Source organism: Methyloprofundus sedimenti, from assembly GCF_002072955.1.
In the GTDB taxonomy this organism is placed as follows: domain Bacteria; phylum Pseudomonadota; class Gammaproteobacteria; order Methylococcales; family Methylomonadaceae; genus Methyloprofundus; species Methyloprofundus sedimenti.
The window spans coordinates 261,560-278,763 of the sequence record NZ_LPUF01000001.1 but is presented as its reverse complement, the minus strand read 5'-3'; the positions used below and the strand labels follow the sequence as shown (position 1 = coordinate 278,763).

General features: G+C 41.4%; 14 protein-coding genes. 6 read left to right on the top strand and 8 right to left on the bottom strand.

Going from position 1 to position 17,204, the window contains the following annotated elements; genetic code table 11:
• Positions 1-205 precede the first annotated feature (205 nt).
• From AU255_RS01100 to AU255_RS21005, 3 genes are all read right to left on the bottom strand, one after another.
• Entirely contained in the window at positions 206-5,374 is a 5,169-nt protein-coding gene (locus AU255_RS01100) for a RecQ family ATP-dependent DNA helicase (protein WP_080521157.1), read from the bottom strand.
• 24 nt (positions 5,375-5,398) lie between these two features.
• Complete coding sequence (locus tag AU255_RS01095; protein ID WP_080521156.1) at positions 5,399-6,016, bottom strand: YqiA/YcfP family alpha/beta fold hydrolase; 618 nt, start codon at positions 6,014-6,016, stop codon at positions 5,399-5,401.
• A gap of 136 nt (positions 6,017-6,152) precedes the next feature.
• Positions 6,153-6,281 carry a hypothetical protein gene (locus AU255_RS21005; protein ID WP_269844752.1) on the bottom strand — a complete coding sequence of 43 codons (129 nt, stop codon included), beginning with the start codon at positions 6,279-6,281 and terminating at the stop codon, positions 6,153-6,155.
• Positions 6,282-6,562: 281 nt separating this feature from the next.
• Between AU255_RS21005 and AU255_RS01090 the strand changes: the two genes are divergently transcribed.
• Positions 6,563-7,279 (top strand): YebC/PmpR family DNA-binding transcriptional regulator, encoded by a 717-nt coding sequence (locus AU255_RS01090; protein WP_080521155.1) that lies wholly within the window; start codon positions 6,563-6,565, stop codon positions 7,277-7,279.
• A gap of 199 nt (positions 7,280-7,478) precedes the next feature.
• Here the strand turns inward: AU255_RS01090 and AU255_RS19980 are convergent, their stop codons facing one another.
• On the bottom strand, positions 7,479-7,628 hold the full coding sequence (locus AU255_RS19980) for a hypothetical protein (protein WP_233144519.1): 150 nt from the start codon (positions 7,626-7,628) through the stop codon (positions 7,479-7,481).
• Between the two features lie 99 nt (positions 7,629-7,727).
• Entirely contained in the window at positions 7,728-7,958 is a 231-nt protein-coding gene (locus AU255_RS01080; protein ID WP_080523243.1) for a hypothetical protein, read from the bottom strand.
• 216 nt (positions 7,959-8,174) lie between these two features.
• Between AU255_RS01080 and AU255_RS01075 the strand changes: the two genes are divergently transcribed.
• The 3 genes from AU255_RS01075 (at position 8,175) to AU255_RS01065 (ending at position 11,853) form a co-directional block, all read left to right on the top strand.
• On the top strand, positions 8,175-8,750 hold the full coding sequence (locus AU255_RS01075; protein WP_080521153.1) for a hypothetical protein: 576 nt from the start codon (positions 8,175-8,177) through the stop codon (positions 8,748-8,750).
• Positions 8,751-9,265: 515 nt separating this feature from the next.
• Complete coding sequence (locus AU255_RS01070; protein ID WP_080521152.1) at positions 9,266-9,820, top strand: hypothetical protein; 555 nt, start codon at positions 9,266-9,268, stop codon at positions 9,818-9,820.
• A 5-nt stretch (positions 9,821-9,825) separates the two neighbouring features.
• Positions 9,826-11,853, top strand: coding sequence for a DNA phosphorothioation-associated putative methyltransferase (locus AU255_RS01065; RefSeq protein WP_080521151.1), 2,028 nt, complete (start codon positions 9,826-9,828; stop codon positions 11,851-11,853).
• 22 nt (positions 11,854-11,875) lie between these two features.
• On the opposite strand, the gene AU255_RS01060 is transcribed toward AU255_RS01065, so the two are convergent.
• From AU255_RS01060 to AU255_RS01050, 3 genes are read right to left on the bottom strand one after another with little or no spacing between them, the layout of a single operon-like run.
• Entirely contained in the window at positions 11,876-12,310 is a 435-nt protein-coding gene (locus AU255_RS01060) for a type II toxin-antitoxin system VapC family toxin (RefSeq protein WP_233144518.1), read from the bottom strand.
• Complete coding sequence (locus AU255_RS01055) at positions 12,288-12,572, bottom strand: type II toxin-antitoxin system Phd/YefM family antitoxin (protein ID WP_080521150.1); 285 nt, start codon at positions 12,570-12,572, stop codon at positions 12,288-12,290. Before AU255_RS01055 ends, AU255_RS01060 begins: the two co-directional genes overlap by 23 nt.
• The gene (locus AU255_RS01050; protein WP_080521149.1) at positions 12,569-12,763 is read right to left on the bottom strand and encodes a hypothetical protein; all 195 of its coding nucleotides are present in this window, start codon (positions 12,761-12,763) and stop codon (positions 12,569-12,571) included. Before AU255_RS01050 ends, AU255_RS01055 begins: the two co-directional genes overlap by 4 nt.
• A gap of 344 nt (positions 12,764-13,107) precedes the next feature.
• Here AU255_RS01050 and AU255_RS01045 point away from each other — a divergent pair, with 344 nt between their 5' ends.
• On the top strand, positions 13,108-16,389 hold the full coding sequence (locus AU255_RS01045; RefSeq protein ID WP_080521148.1) for an LAGLIDADG family homing endonuclease: 3,282 nt from the start codon (positions 13,108-13,110) through the stop codon (positions 16,387-16,389).
• A 13-nt stretch (positions 16,390-16,402) separates the two neighbouring features.
• A complete protein-coding gene (locus tag AU255_RS01040) occupies positions 16,403-17,086 on the top strand; it encodes a TSCPD domain-containing protein (protein ID WP_080521147.1) in 684 nt (227 codons plus the stop codon).
• Positions 17,087-17,204 lie beyond the last annotated feature (118 nt).

The following is a 17,204-nucleotide window of genomic DNA, read 5'->3' as shown; positions in this document are numbered from 1 at the left end:
GGTCAGGTTAACTTTATTTCTTCGTCTATAAAAAAACATCCTAAATTCAGAGCCGGTCCCGAGGCCCCTGTACCACACGAAGATTTTTGCGTTTGACGCCTGACAGTAAGCAGGGCAGCCTGGAAATTATTTATCTCAGAAACTATAATACCCATATTCAGCACCTTATTAAACATCTAACAAAAAACATCTTCTGCCCACCAGACTAAACCAAAACCACCTCAAGCATCGGCACTTCCCATTGATCTACTTTACAGCGGGATTGATATTCCTCTTCACTGTCCGTTTTATAGCGTGTAACCATCGCAATAACACTTATAGACTGCACCTTGTCTAGTTTGCTTTGCCACTGTTGCTGCGCGCTTTTTGATAAGGCGGCTATGCTGATCTGGTCTTTTTGTAATACGATCTTGCCATTCACTGGATTAAATGTGACTTGATCACCCACTGTTAAGCTGGCTAATGCTGAATGAACCAGCTGATCTTTGGCAAAACTTCCGGCATAACTTAAATCAAAATCCTTCAAGCCGAGTATCAAGTAGTGTTTATTTTGCAATACTAATTCTGGCTCAGACGGAACTTCACTTACGCGGTGCAAGACACAATCGCCGGCTAGCGTTTCCAGATAAGGATTATGCTGATCTTGTCGCTGCAATAAACATAAGGTTTCTTTTGCACGGGTCATGGCTACATAAAACAAACGCCTTTGCTCTTCTGTTGCTGGCGTAGACCAAGCTCCATCGAGGATAAACACATGACTAAACTCCATACCTTTAACAGAGTGGATAGTGCTGAGATATACCCCTTGTCCTAAACGACTATCACGCCGCTGTTCTGCAAGAGCTTCATATAAATATTCCAGTAATTGCTGCTTGCCGGTTTCTACATTTCCCGTTTCTAATGTCCAATTCTGTAATAGTTCTTGCAATTGTTGCTGCCAGATATTGGGTGGATGGCTGCTATTTTGTTGTAAATATTCCGCCCAATCACTGGCTGTACATAATTTATGCGGACTTTGCTTGAGCGCATTCAGTAAGGCCAGGTTTTCTCGAATCCGAAACGATGGCGGCTGGCTTTGTTTCGGCAAAGCTAAACTCAGAGGCACTTTTTCCGCTTCCAATACGGCTCTAACAGGATTGAGTAAACGCCATTCAGTGGTCAAGATCGCACACTGCGACCAGTCCAGACTGTTATCCAGTTGCTTTAACCGCTGTAATTCTTGCACCAGGACTTGAGCCTGCTGCATTGCATTAGCACAGTGCAGTATTTGCACGCGGCCTTTTGCTAAGGGATCCAGCTTTTCCCAGCGACCTCCCGCAGGCAAGCCTTTACGTCCGTGATTAATCCGGATCGGATGCTTTTGTTTCATGCGATCCAGGTTTAGCTGAATCAATTGATTCGCCGCTTGAATAATATGCGCACTGGAACGGTAGTTTTCGACTAAATAATGTTGCTGTGCCTGATAATCCTGCTCAAATTGACGAATAAAACCGACATTTGCACCACGAAACTGGTAAATATTCTGATCATCATCGCCCACAGCTAAAATGCTCAAACGGTTATCTTCATCCTGATTCCGGCCGGCTAATGCAGAAATAAGCTGATACTGTAACTCATCGATGTCCTGGTATTCATCGACCAAAATAAAGCGATAACCTGCAAGCAAGCGATCACGCATTTCATCGCTACCCACATTCAGACAAGCCTGATTTCCGGTTAATAGATCAATCGCCTCCTGAATCATCGTTTGAAAGGCTAGCTCGCTATCACAGGTAGTCGCTGACTCCGTACCATTCAGTGCATGCCCTGACAAACGCAGACTTAAGCCGTGATAGGTTTGAATAGTCACGGCTTTGGCATCAGGTCCGACCAGATCAAACAAACGCTGGCGTAATTCTGTTGCAGCATTACGGTTAAAACATAAAACCAGAATACTGCGCGCCGGCACTTGTTTCACCCGCAGCAAATAAGCACAACGATGAATGACCACACGGGTTTTACCTGATCCAGGCCCTGCTAAAATCAATAAATTATCGTCTTCGTGGCTGGCTACCAGGGCTTGTTGTTCAGGATTATGTAAATCACTGACAATCTTCTGGAATGATTGCTCGCTAGTCGCGCGCTCCAGAATATCCCTGCGACCTTTAAAGTACTGTTTGACGAAATCACTTTTATCTTGCGAGAAATAGGCAACAACAAAATTTAACGCGTGGCTGATTTTCTCCAGCCCTTTCAAAGCATACTCATTCATCACATGCACCTGAAAAATTCGTTCACCATAATGCATGGATAAAGGCTCATAATCGCCTTTGTTATAACGTCGACCTTTCGCTTCGGGTAGCACTTGAATAGTCATGGCACTGCGAAATACCGCCAGCCCTTTCTGCAAGGTAATGATTTTCTGTTCATGCAAATAATTCAGCCCACGCTCAACCGCTGCCAATGGATCTTTTAATGACGAATGCATTTCTATATCTTGCTGCACAGCGGCAATTAAATCTTCGATAGAAAACTCTACCAACAAATCAGCGCCCGCTTTGGTCTCAGCAGGGACCTTCAATAAAATAGCCTGCAAAACGAGTGCCGCTACGACTTGTCTGCGACGTACTGTTTCTAATAATGCAGGCCACCCTCTGTTGAGCTTGACCCGATATTGATCCAGGCCTGCATGACGGAGAAAAAAGCTGCCTTTATTACCCGCCAGGCCTTGTCCGTCTTTACTCATGGAAATCAGCAACAATTGCAAGACACCCGGGCTGCATTCCTCAAAACCCATATCCAACAGGTGCTGATTAATATGGCGCAAGGATAATACCTGCCATTCTTCAGTATCCGCATCGGGGGCCTGTTCCTGCAGGGTACTTATCAGCGCATTTTCCAGCAGGCAGATGTTTTCCAGCAAAATACTGGAGGAGTTTTGCACCTTGTAACGCACAAAAGCCGTTAATAATAAATTCTTCTGAATAATCCCCGCTTGCGACATATCGAATAAGGTCCGAATCACTTGCTGACTCGCCGTTATATTGGCTTTATTATCCTCGCCCTGAGTTTTCTCCGAAAAAGCCGATAACTGCGCTAATTCATCCGCACTAAAACCTTCATCGCTAGCCGCATTAAATAAAGCATCCAATATCGCTAACCACCGATTTTGTTGGCGTAAGGATAAATTAAGCTTTGCGATCTTCTCTTCCGCTTCCTGCCTGTTTTTAACTAAAGGCCGGCCTTGAAAGACCTGTGTTTTATTCTCATTACGCTCAATAAACCCAGCACGTTCTAACCAGGAAACGGCTGTAATAATCTTCGTTCCGGCATTGTAATCATCTGCAGCAAACGAAGTCTCAACCATTTCATTTTGTAATAATTCGCCGGTGGTCACGACGACATTATCAAACTTATCCTTACGCGTCCTGCGCAAGCCTTTTAATATCTGGCCAATATCCCGTTTATTGACTTGTGAAGCTGCAGACAGCTTAAACTGGGTATCAATATCATTTTCATCATATAGCAAAACACATTCGGCTTGCAGCTGATCGCGCCCGGCGCGTCCCGCTTCTTGTAAATAATTCTCCAGAGAACCAGGAATATCGGCATGAATCACCAGACGCACATCCTCCTTATCAATGCCCATACCAAAAGCATTGGTCGCGGTAATTATGCGGGTATGACTGCTAATAAAGTTTTCCTGAATATGTTTTTTCTCTGCGGCATTTTTACCCGCATGGAACGCCTCAACCTGCCATTCTTGCTGCTGCAAATACTCGGCAACTTTTTCAGTATGACAGCGTTTAGCGCAATAAATAATCGCACTGCCGGTTTCTAGTTCATCCAGACGTTCATGCAATAAGGCGTTAATACGTGCATATTTATCCATGCTATTCACCGTTTGCACTTCAAATTGCAGATTATTACGTTCGACACCGCCTTCAAAAACACTAAGTTCCAGCGCTAAATTCGCCTTAAAATAATCAATAATTTCCTGCTTTACATCTTGTTTCGCGGTCGCCGTAAAACATTGAATCGGAGGTAAAACGGCATGCTGTTGAGCGGCAAACTCTTTAATAAAGCGTGCAACATATAAATAATCAGGGCGGAAATCATGTCCCCATTTAGATAAACAATGCGCCTCATCAAACACCCAGCAGCCAATCTCACGGTGTTCAATAGCTTTTTTAAAACCGATATTACGCAATTGTTCCGGCGACACATACAACAAAGCAATATCGCCCATTTGCACGGCTTTGACCACCTCACCCCGCTCAGGTGCAGTCAACATGCCATATAAAGCCGCCGCACTGGGCGCGCCGGTTTTACTGCGTAAATTATCCACCTGATCTTTCATCAAGGCCTGCAATGGCGAAATCACAATCGTCAATGCGCCACGCCGCTGATAACGCACCAAAGCAGGCAACTGAAAACACAAGGACTTGCCACCACCGGTCGGCAAAACAGCAAATAGAGGCGTATCCAGCATCCCCGCTTGAACAATGCTTTGCTGCAAACTGCCACCCTCGGTATTTTCGGGTTGCGGGCGAAAAGCCGAGAAACCGAAATAACGTTTTAACTGGGCTACAGGATCATGTATTTCCTGACAATAAAGGCAATCGGGTGCCTGACAAGGAATATCGCGCAATTGCCGCAGGGCAGGTACCACATCATGAAATTGTTCACGTACCCACGGAGGTAAAACTGAATTGCCACCCGCCACACGCAGCCAGGCTAAAGAATAAGCTAATGCAGGGCGTACCAAGGGGTTTGGTAAATAAGAGACTATGACTTTGCTAAACGCTGTCTTACAAACACGGCCTTGCGTTAAAGCCTTAATTAGATCAAAAGCAGCACTCGCCTTAATGGGTTCAGCGCCCATTGCCAGTAAAGACTCCTGCAAACCTTTGAAACGCTTGTTATCAGCAAAAGCGTAATGATAAAAAGACAATAAACCCGACTCGGCATGCTGTTCCTGCAATGCCAGCCATTGATCTTGAAACAAAGACAAGGCAAGCCTGGCATCAGCCAACGGATCATTCAGGCTATCGCGCAGTAATTTATAATTTTTAACTAATCGATGATAGGGATTTTCCGGAAAAGCTAACGGGGATAAAAATAAGCTATCGATTACCGGCTTATTAAGAAAAGCCAGTTGCGGATTCAGCGCAGAACACAAGGGCAGGTCATGCAGGAGAATATTATGCCCTAATAAAAACCCGGCATTCCTGGCAAAGTCATCAAATTCATTGAGAACCCGGTGGATATTAAACGGGGCTTTACGCTCAAAGACCTGGTCTTGAAAAACCGCCCCGATGGCAAAAATACCTCCGTTTTCATCTGATTCTAAGTCGAAACTACAGATTTTATTTTGAATGCTGTCCCAATCCATTGTTTAGTTTTTATCCGTAAATGATCAGTTAAATAGAATTCCTTCAATGACTGGCAATGCCTCTCTCATATGCTCAAAACTATGTGAACCACCGTCATAGCTGACAATCTTTGCTTTTTCCTGATATTTCAATAGCGTATTTTTAGCATCTATCAACTCATCGGCCATATCCAGTAAAATTGTTCTGTCCAGATTTTGATTACTGCTTTCCAGTTCAGTCTCATACTCTCTATATTGTTCACAGTGACTCTGATTCCAGCTATATGGCTGCCCGGTCTCAAAATTTTCTGTCACACCCATAAATTGCGCTAACAATTCACTTGGTGTGATAGCGGGATTAATCATACTGGCTTTACAGCCTGTCTTCATAGCCAGATATTCACTGGCAAATCCGCCCATTGATGAGCCCATAAACACAACATCATAAGATTGATCCAAAAATTGATTCCACTGCAGCAGCATATCCTCAACGATGCCTTCAAAATCCCGGTAATCAACATTAGGTGTATAAAACAGAATATCTTTTTGCGCACAAAATTCCTGCATAAGCAGAAGCTTTTCCTTGCCAGTCAGCAAGTTGCCATCCAGATCCAATGAGGCGGAATTGAATCCGTGCAGGTAAATAATTGCTTTTTTCATCATGATCAATATTATTCGTTACTTTTTAATGTATGTTATTGCCTGTTACTTGACTACCGTTACCTGGCTCAAACCTATCTGATAAGGTTAATCTATTCACTCTGAAAAAGAAAATTAAAGTTTAGCCACATCGATCAAGTTAACCAGCCGCCAAAGTGTTCCGGATAAGCTGATCAATCAACTTGATCGCTTGCACCACATCCGCATTATCAAAAACGCCAAACAGGCATTGATCATGAAAGCTAGTAAATGGAACTGCAAATAGCATCTTCTTATTTTTATTAAAATTTGTGACACAGGCTGTGCTCAAATACAAAAAGTATCAACATCCATTTCCTGGCTATCCTTTTAACGCGTGACAAATTGAATACCACGCCCTACAAAGATAATGAAAACCCCGTCTTAAAATTGCTTCGCCCTATCTCGCATATTTACCAATACTTATCATTTCATGACAGGCGCTAAGGACTTAAAGATTTCCACGACAAATATTTCTCTGTAAAATTTACCGATTTACACTTTCATCATTATTAATGGAGCACCAGCCTAATGGGTAGAGCCTATCAAAACCGCAAAGAATCTATGGCAAAAACGTCTGATAACAAGGCTAAAGTCTATAGTAAATATGGCCGTGAAATTTATGTCTGTGCTAAAGCGGGTGGGGTTGATACCGATGGTAATCTAGCCTTACGCGGCTTGATTGAGCGCGCGAAAAAAAACCAGGTACCAAGCCATGTTATTGAAAAAGCCATCGATAAAGCCAAAGGCGGCGGCGGTGAAGACTTCGCACAAGCTCGTTATGAAGGCTTTGGCCCAGGTAACAGCATGGTCATTATCGACTGCCTGACTGACAATCCAAACCGGACTTTTGGCGATGTGCGTCAGTGCTTTACTAAAACAAAATGTAAAATTGGCACACAAGGCGTCGCTAGCCATATGTTTGACCACTCGGCTATTTTTGCCTTTAAGCATGATGATGAAGAGGCGCTTCTTGAGGCATTACTGATGGCTGATGTAGATGTCGCTGATATTGAAAACGATGATGGCACGATGACTATCTTTGCGCCGCAAGCTGAATATTTCAAAGCCAAACAAGCGCTAATCGATACGCTGGGAGAAATTGATTTTGAGGTGGATGAAATTCAATTTTTACCGCAAAACACGAAACCTATTAGTGGCGAAGATTTAGAGATGTTTGAAAAATTTTTAGCTATGCTGAATGATCTTGATGATGTACAAAATATTTATCATGATGTTGAGCTTTAAGAAATCTGAGGCTTAATAAGCTTTAAATTTATCGCCAGTTAGCTACACCAGCTTGTAGAACACTAGTGAACATGTAGGATGGGCAAAGGTCTTTTTCGTGCCCATCTTTATATAGTTAGCTTGATGGGCACGCTATTGCTTTGCCCATCCTACAGATTTTTAACTTGTTTAAGTTATTTCAGGCACGTTCCTAAACAGCCTAATTCAGAATGGTACGGATCTCAAATAATTTTTTGGCCTGTGCAAAAAAATTTAATGCATCTTTTTTACCTGATTTAGCCGCATGCCAGCTTCGAGCAGCATCATCAATGAGCGCTTGCGCAATGTTTGCAATATCTTTTAAACTCACCAAAGCAAACCAGAAGCGACTCAAAATTAGAATAGCTAACAACGCCCAAAGGCTGCCTGCCAGACTCAATACTAAAAGAAATTGCCATTTGAGTTTAATTTAAATGGATTTTTTAATGGCGGCTTTGAGCTGTCTACACTGTCCTGCATCTAACCAGCGCTCACACCAGACATTAAACGCGACAGCATTCCCCCTCATTAAAGCAAATTCCTGCTTTGCTAAATCGGGCTGTTCTTTTGGCCACCAGGAATGAGCAGCGAATTGCTTTGTTACATAATCACACGCGATATCTAAGGTATTCTCAGTTATTTTTAACTCATTATTTTTCATGATTTCTCCTTGCTGTGCTTGCATTTGCCAACAAATTACCAGCTGTACTTTGTATATGATTACCTGATTACCCACAACTCTCAGCTATACTTCGTCAGCACATCCTCTACCTTTTTAGATTTATTAAATTTCTGTACAATTAATCATAAATCCAACTTTTTAGATTTTTTTGAACTCTTCTTTTAATCCAGTATACGCAATATCCAAGTAACCGCCATGAATAGCAAAAAACTGATAATAAGTCTTTTATTGCCACTGCTTTCCGCCTGTTCAACCCAGCCCGTAAATACTCCACCTACTGCCGTTAATTCTACAATAAAGCTTGACCCTATTCTGCAAAATGACTTATTGGGTGCGCCTGATTTATCTATAATAAAGGACGGCGAACTATTACATCTCGTTAGAGCGATGGAAGGCGGTGCCTGCAAAAATGATCAGCAAGGGGCTGTCGGTTTATTTAAGCTTTATGCCAATGCTGAAGATATTGAACGTATCAAGCAAACTCAGGGACCTGAGATTTTTGCTGATTTTGAAATACGTATCCAGGACTTTTCTATGCTTGCCTTGCAGCAGGCCGTTAAAGACTTAAATTACTCGGCCGCAGCGACTATAAAAAACAAAAATCGCGCTCAGGAACAATTGGCCGCCGAATTAAGCGCATTATTTATCAAATTAGTAGCTAATGATATAGCCCAATTCGAGACTAATACAACATTAAGCATTGATGTAATACCTGATGCAGAGTCTTTGCAGATTTATCTGGATGGTTGCGCTATACCACATGCGCATTGATTAACTGGCCTATTTGAGGTCGGCCAGCAGGTGATAATAAAGCAGAAGAGGGGGCTTGATATTTACCGCGCTATTGAACACCAAAACTTCGGTGAAAAACAGAAGATTAAGTCGGAATGAAGTCTCTGTGTTGCATATTTTGGCAGAGAGCTTAAAAGCCAATATGACGCGCCCAAGGCAATAAGAAAACAATCTTAAAAAGTGTCCTGCTTTACTTGATCATTACAACTTTAATCGCAGGTATAGTACCTTGATGCCCGGATTATCCTTTGAGAAGATGAAGTTACTTAGGAACATGTAGAAATAATATGAGCAACTTGTAGGATGGGCAAAGGTCTTTTTCGTGCCCATCTTTATATAATACAGCCATCAGTCTATCTTGGGTAGCTTGACGGGCACGCTATTGCTTTGCCCATCCTACAGATTTTTAATCTTGTTTAATTTATTTCATGCGTGTTCCTTAGTTTAAAGTAAGTTGAGTTGTTATTCTCATTTGTCACCACAACCAAATGGATATGAAAAAGTCAGTAGAAAAAATTGATTATTGCAGTAAATATTTCAAATATATGGATTTGATTAACTGCGGTGAGACTCAATCACTGGCCCAGCTTAATAACCTTCCTAAAGACCCACGCACGATAGCTAGCATCGGAAACATGGCGACAGGCATTTTAGACCCTGTAGTCGAGCAGTTCGGCGAGATAAAACTAACTTATGGCCTCTGTTCCAATGATTTATTACTACTCATCAAAAAGCGTCCTTCTCCAGGTATCGCTCCTCAACTTGACCAGCACGCGGGTTATGAAGTTAACTCCAAAAACAATCGCATTTGTAAGCGTGATGGATTCGCCTGTGATTTTTATGCGCTCAATACTGACTCATTAACGATTGCAAAATGGATCGTGACTCACCTGCCATTTGACCGACTGTATTTTTACGGTAAAAATAGACCGATTCATATCAGTATTGCCCCTGAAAACAGCTTTGCCATTACGCTCTTAGAGCAAGCAACGACCGAACGGCGCATACCGAAAAACATTAAGAAAGAGCAATTTTTGCTTAAAGAGTAAGCTTTATGGACGCAGTACAATTCAATCAACTGATTAAATCGGTTAAGCTCGGTAAATTAGTCGGCAATGCCCGCTACTTGCATAGCAGTGCGTTTCATGAAATGCCGTCAGAATTAAAAGACTTTATTATCCTGATTGCTGATGCACTGAAAATCCCTGCAAGCGATTGGAATATTATCAAACTTCACACTCAACAATTTCGTCTTTCTTATCTGAATTATCCTCAGTTTTATGAAGACTCTTATCCTGCCTTGCACAATAGCGTTACCGTTGATTTAGACAATAAAACCCAGAAAATCGCAAATTACACGGCAACTGAAAATGCGCCCATATTACATCGTAAAGAATTGTTTATCAGCCCTGATGATGAACATTATGCAGAATTCGTCAGTATTACTGAAGAAGGCGAAGCCGCTGGACTCTATGAAAACAACCGTATCATAGGCTTTAAAAAATCCTGGGAACGCATTATTCATCAACATGGTTATGAATTAGTGGATGGGCGCTTATTTCGATTAAGCGCCATGATAAGTGCAGCAACACCAGACAACAAGATTGACCGTCATAAAACAGCCATACAGCGCCAATCATTGTCCACCCCGATGAAAGTTTTAGCAAAACACAGCTACTTAAACGGAGAATATACCGTCTTTGATTATGGCTGCGGTTTAGGTGATGATTTAAAAGAACTCGAAGCACACGGTATTGATGCAGCTGGCTGGGACCCCACCCACCGCCCTGAAGTAGATCGCTTTCCTTGTGATTTAGTCAATATAGGTTTTGTTATTAATGTTATTGAAGATCGTGAAGAACGTATCGAAGCCATTCATCTTGCTTTTGAGCTCGCGCAAAAACTATTAGTGGTTTCAGCGATGATTGCCGGCGAAGCGCATATCCAGAAATTTACACCGTATAAAGATGGAGTGATTACCTCACTCAATACTTTCCAGAAATATTATTCGCAATCTGAATTACAAGGTTTTATTGAAAATACCCTCGATGAAAATGCCATTGCGGTTGGCCCTGGTATTTTCTTTGTCTTTAAAGACAAATTAGAAGAGCAGTTATTTTTAGCAGACAGGCAGAAACGTCATCACAACTGGAAACAAATCACCACTCGACCGACCAGCAGTAAAGAAAAGTTTGAGTTGGTATATGTTGAGCACGAAGCACTCTTTAAAGACTTTTGGAATACCTGTCTAATTTTAGGGCGCATCCCAGCCAATGATGAATTTTCTGATACAGATAAAATCAAAGAACTCGTTGGCTCGCACCATAAAACCTTTACCCTGCTCGATAGCCTGTTTGAAGAAAATGATTTTGCACAAGCAGAACAGTATCGTAAAGAAGATTTATTGGTTTATTTTGCCTTATCTCAATTTGATAAACGTAAACCGTACACGCAATTGCCGGATCAATTACAACGTGATGTCAAAGCCTTTTTCGGCAATTACAATAACGCCATTGAAATCGCTCGTGAATTATTATTTTCTGTTGCAAATACTGAACTGATCACAGAGACAAGCTTAGCCGCACAACAACTATTACCAGCTAGCACTTTACTCGCCAATCATTCGCTGACCTTTCATAAAGACTTTATTGACCTTTTACCGGCTGCCTTACGTGTTTATGTCGGCTGTGGCGTTCAGCTTTATGGTGAACTGGATGACATCCAATTAGTAAAAATTCACTTCCATTCAGGTAAGGTATCCTTTATGGGTTATGAAGATTTTAATGACTCACCACTACCTTTATTAAAAGAGCGCATTAAAGTCAAATTAACGCAACAAGCCGTTGACTACTTTGATTATGTTGATGAATATGCACAGCAACCCCTATATTTTAAATCGCACTATCTCACTGAAGATTACCCTAACTACAAAAAACAAGTCAGCTTCGATAAAAAAATCGCTCTGTTTTTACCGGCAAATAATCGTTATGGTATCAGGCTCGATGCTTTAAAAATGATACTGGATAATAATCAAATGGAAATTAAAGGCTTTCGCTTTTATGCAAAAAAACAAACAGCCTAACTGTTGTATTTAGCCCAAAGATTTACTCAAACCAGTTATCTAATAATAAATTATTATAGGCACTAAAATCATCAGTATTACGCGTAACCAATGTCAAATTATTAACCGCCGCGATAGCTGCAATCTCCCCATCAGCATACGCCGCTGTTTTCCCGTGTTCTTTTAAAACAGCTCGATGGTAGGCAAACCATTCAGCTGCCGCTTGCTCATAAGGCAAAATGATTAACCCAGAGTATTGTAATGTTAATAAATAAGCTTGCAACTGAGTTTTTCGTTTAGAGTCTGGTAACAATGCACAGCCGTAATGTAGTTCATGCCAGACAATAGCAGCCGTTACATATTGACCATCATACTTGGAAAAACACTGCATAACCTTATCACTTAATTTTTTGTCTCGCGGGTTCTGAAAAGGATATTGGTATCTAGCAGATACTTCATTCGGCCCATGTAAAGTCACGCCCACTAGACTCTTTACGGATTATATTAAGCTCACTCTCCGTTAAACCAACATCAGACTCTTCATCTAACTGTTCACGCCAATTCAAAATTGCCAAATTTAAACTTTTGGGAGGTGAAACCAATGCTTGATACTGGCTCTCTGACATCACAACTGCGACAGGCTTACCATAACGTGTTAAATGGATAGGCTCTTCAAACTCTAGTTGATTAATCAAATGGGATAGGTTATTTTTAGCGGCTGCGATAGTGCTTGTCTTCATAAAATAAACCTCATTACCTGGAAAAAAATATAGCCATCATTATAGACATAACAAGCAACTAATACACCTGTTGAACCACTTTTGATTGTGTCGCCACTATCTTTTAAATCATATAACGCTCTTGCTAAAGCAAATTCTAGGATAATAGCTTGCAAAACAATATGAAAACGTTGAGCGACGCATTCCATCATATTGACACCACGATAACCATCACCAACCCAAATACAGCGTATTTTTTACAAATCCCTATAAATGAATAGTTAGTCAATGGCATAAAACTGACAATCTGGATAATGAAGACATAAAGCCAGCCTGACCTTAAACACCAGCTTTGAGCATACCTCTCTAAGAAACAATTCCACATAAAATATACCTTATATAGTGTTTATAATATTTTTTAACACTATATATTGTGGTATGTTAAAATATTGCAAAACAAAATATACCGTCTGGCTGCCTACTCAAAATAGATTTTTTTTGATCAAAAGTCTCGCTTTAGGTATGTCGACACTATACTCACAGACTAGGAAAAAAAATGACCGCCAAGTTAGCCGCTGATTCGGGTGCTATAACCGAAATTCCCCTACAGGATGCATCTGTCGATATATGGGATACCAAATATCGCTTAAAAACCAAATCAGGTGTCGCTATTGATGGCAGTATTGATGAAACCTATCAGCGTGTTGCCAAAGCCTTATCCAGTGTCGAAAAAGGCAAGGTCAAACAGGATAAATACTATAAAGAATTCTTATGGGCTTTACGCCAGGGCGTGATTCCAGCGGGTCGTATTATTTCTAATGCAGGCGCATACGAGCATAAACCGGCAACCTCGACAATTAACTGCACGGTTTCCGGCTCTATTGTTGATTCGATGGATGATATTTTAGGCAAAGTACATGAAGCAGGGCTTACTTTAAAAGCGGGCTGCGGCATTGGCTATGAATTTTCAACCCTTAGACCCAAAGATGCCTATGTCTCAGGCGCTGGAGCCTATACATCCGGGCCTTTATCCTTTATGGATATTTATGACAAAATGTGTTTTACCGTATCCTCTGCAGGTGGGCGCCGCGGAGCACAAATGGCTACATTTGATATTGGTCACCCTGATGTTATCGAATTTATCCGGGCCAAACGTGAAGATGGCCGTCTACGCCAGTTCAACTTATCGCTCTTGATCACCGCAGAATTTGTCGAAGCTGTAAAAGCGGATAAATCCTGGCCGCTTTCTTTTCCCGTTATGCAAAGAGAGTGGGAAGAAGATAATCTGGATGAAGCTGACGATACGCTGATTATCTGGCGTGATTTACCGCATACTGAAGGCTATGTAGAAAATGCAGATGGCCTGGTTGCCTGTAAAATTTCCAAAACTCTGCCAGCACGTCGCTTATGGGACATTATTATGTCTTCAACTTACGATTATGCTGAACCCGGTTTTATTCTTATTGATAAAGTCAATGAAATGAATAACAACTGGTTTTGTGAAGATATTCGGGCGACTAATCCTTGCGTAACAGCTGATACCTGGGTACAAACCGAGCATGGTGCGAGACAAGTTAGCTCACTATTAGGACAACAAATTAACCTCCTGGTCGATGGTAAACTACATCAATCAGGCGCAGAAGGTTTTTTTAAGACAGCAACTAAAAAAGTGGTCAAATTGATGACTAAGGAAGGTTATAACTTACGCCTAACTAAAGATCATCAAGTTCGTAAGGTTGTATCTCAAAGTCGTTATAAACAGGAAACACAGTGGTGTGCAGCAAGTGAATTAGTGGCAGGAGATAGGGTTTTATTAAATAATCATCAAGCCTCAAACGCCTGGCAAGGAGCATACACTGAAAAGCAAGGGTATTTAATTGGCTTATTGATCGGTGATGGCACTTTAAAAGAAGATAAAACTGTTTTATCTGTCTGGAAAAGCGCTCAGGTAGCCAATGCAGGTTTTGATAGCATAAATACCGGCGTAAATGCGATTATGGATAAAGTGCTTGTCGCAAGCCAGGAATTTACAACGCATAGTGATTTTAACGGATGGTCTGAAATTGCTGGCAGAAATGAGTATAGACTGAGCTTTGCAGGACTTAAATCTTTTGCCGAAGAACTCGGTATGTCTGCAGGAAATAAAGCAATTACCCCCGCGATTGAAACAGCATCAAGTGATTTTTACAAGGGATTTTTGCAAGGTTTTTTTGATGCGGATGGCAGTGTTCAAGGTTCTCATGAAAAGGGTGTTAGTGTTCGATTGGCCCAGTCAGATTTAAGCCGCCTAGAAGCTGTACAGCGTATGTTATTGCGCCTGGGAATTAAATCGAGTATTGATCGTAACCGTCGCCCTGCAGGGATAAAACAGTTACCTGATGGCAAAGGTGGAAATGCAGATTATCAAATAAAAGCACAGCATGAATTGGTGATAAGCGGAGCTAATTTAGTTGTATTTCAAGAGTTAGTGAATTTTACCGATATCAATAAAGCATTAAAACTTAACAGTGCACTTTGCAACTATAAGCGTCAATTAAACCGTGAGCGCTTTACTGCAACTGTTGAAGCTATTATTCCTGACGGAATTGAAGATGTTTTTGATATTCAGGTACCGGGTATTAATACTTTTGATGCCAATGGTTTACATGCACACAATTGCGGTGAGCAGCCTTTACCACCCTACGGCTCATGTCTTCTAGGTTCAATCAACCTGACTCGTTTTGTGGAACAGCCGTTTACTGATAATGCCTCTTTTAACTGGGATACTTATCGTAAAACCATCCGTGTTTTTACACGTATGCTGGATAACGTTGTCGAAATTAATGGCTTACCCTTAGAACAGCAACAGGAAGAGATTATTTCTAAACGTCGTCATGGTATGGGTTATCTTGGCTTGGGGTCTACTGCTACAATGTTAGGTATGCACTATGGCGATGAGGCTTCTTTGGCATTTACCGGCGAAGTGACTAAAGTATTGGCAGTTGAGGGCTGGAAAGAAGCGCTGGCATTAGCGAAAGAAAAAGGCACGGCTCCCGCGTTGGAAAAAATGTATAAAGTCACAGGTTCAATGTTACATAAGCGCCCGGAAATGGTGACCGACGGTTACAAAGTAGGCGATGAGATCGCTGGGAAAGTATTACATGCAAAATATAGTCGCTATATGCAGAAAATCGCAGAAGTAGAGCCTGAACTCGTTGCAGCGCTGATGGAACATGGAGCTCGTTTTACCCATCACAGCTCGATTGCACCAACAGGCACTATTTCTTTATCCTTGGCGAATAATGCCAGTAACGGTATTGAGCCAAGCTTTGCGCATCACTATTCACGCAATGTGATTCGTGCAGGTAAAAAGTCTAAAGAAAAAGTCGATGTTTTTTCGTTTGAATTACTTGCCTATCGTAAGCTGATTAATAGTAAGGCTATGCCGTACAGTGAAAAAGAAAACGAAAAATTGCCGGAATATTTTATTACTGCTGATGCCGTTACGCCTAAACAGCATGTTGATGTACAGGCAGCAGCACAAGTCTGGATCGACTCCTCGATTTCTAAAACGGCTAATGTACCCACCGATTATCCGTATGAAGATTTTAAAAATATCTACATGTATGCTTATGATAAAGGCTTAAAAGGCTGTACAACATTCCGGTTTAATCCAGAAGTTTTTCAAGGTGTATTAGTTAAAGAGTCGGATCTTGAAAATACCACTTATCAATTTACACTGGAAGATGGTCATGTCCTGGAGTTAAAAGGAAATGAGCAAATTGAATATGATGGCGAAATGCATAGTGCAGCTAATTTGTTTGATGCCTTGAAAGAAGGCTATTACGGAAAATTCTAAGGCGAAAAAACCAATGACCATAAAAATAGATAAAAAAATTGTAGGCTTTAAAGTCCTTACCAAAGAAGACCAACAGCCTGCGGCAAAAAAGGAAGAAGTTCTGGATGTTGTCAGTATGCATGAAAATGTTTTACGTCCGGAAATGTTGTTTGGCTCAACCTATAAAATTAAAACCCCGCAATCAGAACATGCGCTATACATTACCGTAAATGACATGATCCTGAATATGGGCACAGAGCATGAGGAACGCCGCCCGTATGAAGTATTTATCAACTCGAAAAATATGGAGCATTTTCAGTGGGTCCTGGCTTTAACCCGGGTTATTTCTGCAGTCTTTCGTAAGGGTGGCGATATCACCTTTATGGTCGAGGAGTTAAAAGCGGTTTTTGATCCGAAAGGCGGTTACTTTAAAAAGGGCGGAACCTATATGCCTTCTCTTGTTGCAGAAATAGGGCATGCCATAGAGCAGCATATGAAGCAAATCGGCATGTTGAAAGATCTGGAAATGGACGCGCATCAGAAACAATTTCTTGCGGAAAAACGCAAAGAGTTTGAAGCCAGGCATGGCGAAAAAGCGGATGAAAGCGATAATTTTCCGAAACAGGCGCAGTTATGTGTTAAATGCCAGACTAAAGCTTTAGTGTTGCTGGATGGTTGTATGACCTGCCTGAACTGTGGGGATAGCAAGTGTTCATGACGTTATAATTAGGGGCAAAGCCTTTTCTAGCTTTTATGCTGTGGGTAAAGTTTTATACAAACGCTCAGCACTCATGATGCTGAGCGTGAAAAAGCATCAAGATTGATCTGTTTTTTTT

Bases quoted from the DNA above. Each gene is read 5' to 3' on its own strand.
- AU255_RS01075 (WP_080521153.1), top strand. From the start codon at position 8,175: ATGAATAGCAAAAAACTGATAATAAGTCTTTTATTGCCACTGCTTTCC.
- AU255_RS21005 (WP_269844752.1), bottom strand. From the start codon at position 6,281: ATGCTATTTGCAGTTCCATTTACTAGCTTTCATGATCAATGCCTGTTT.
- AU255_RS01065 (WP_080521151.1), top strand. From the start codon at position 9,826: ATGGACGCAGTACAATTCAATCAACTGATTAAATCGGTTAAGCTCGGT.
- AU255_RS01080 (WP_080523243.1), bottom strand. From the start codon at position 7,958: ATGAAAAATAATGAGTTAAAAATAACTGAGAATACCTTAGATATCGCG.
- AU255_RS01090 (WP_080521155.1), top strand. From the start codon at position 6,563: ATGGGTAGAGCCTATCAAAACCGCAAAGAATCTATGGCAAAAACGTCT.
- AU255_RS01095 (WP_080521156.1), bottom strand. From the start codon at position 6,016: ATGATGAAAAAAGCAATTATTTACCTGCACGGATTCAATTCCGCCTCA.
- AU255_RS01100 (WP_080521157.1), bottom strand. From the start codon at position 5,374: ATGGATTGGGACAGCATTCAAAATAAAATCTGTAGTTTCGACTTAGAA.
- AU255_RS01045 (WP_080521148.1), top strand. From the start codon at position 13,108: ATGACCGCCAAGTTAGCCGCTGATTCGGGTGCTATAACCGAAATTCCC.
- AU255_RS01055 (WP_080521150.1), bottom strand. From the start codon at position 12,572: ATGAAGACAAGCACTATCGCAGCCGCTAAAAATAACCTATCCCATTTG.
- AU255_RS01050 (WP_080521149.1), bottom strand. From the start codon at position 12,763: ATGATGGAATGCGTCGCTCAACGTTTTCATATTGTTTTGCAAGCTATT.
- AU255_RS01070 (WP_080521152.1), top strand. From the start codon at position 9,266: ATGAAAAAGTCAGTAGAAAAAATTGATTATTGCAGTAAATATTTCAAA.
- AU255_RS01040 (WP_080521147.1), top strand. From the start codon at position 16,403: ATGACCATAAAAATAGATAAAAAAATTGTAGGCTTTAAAGTCCTTACC.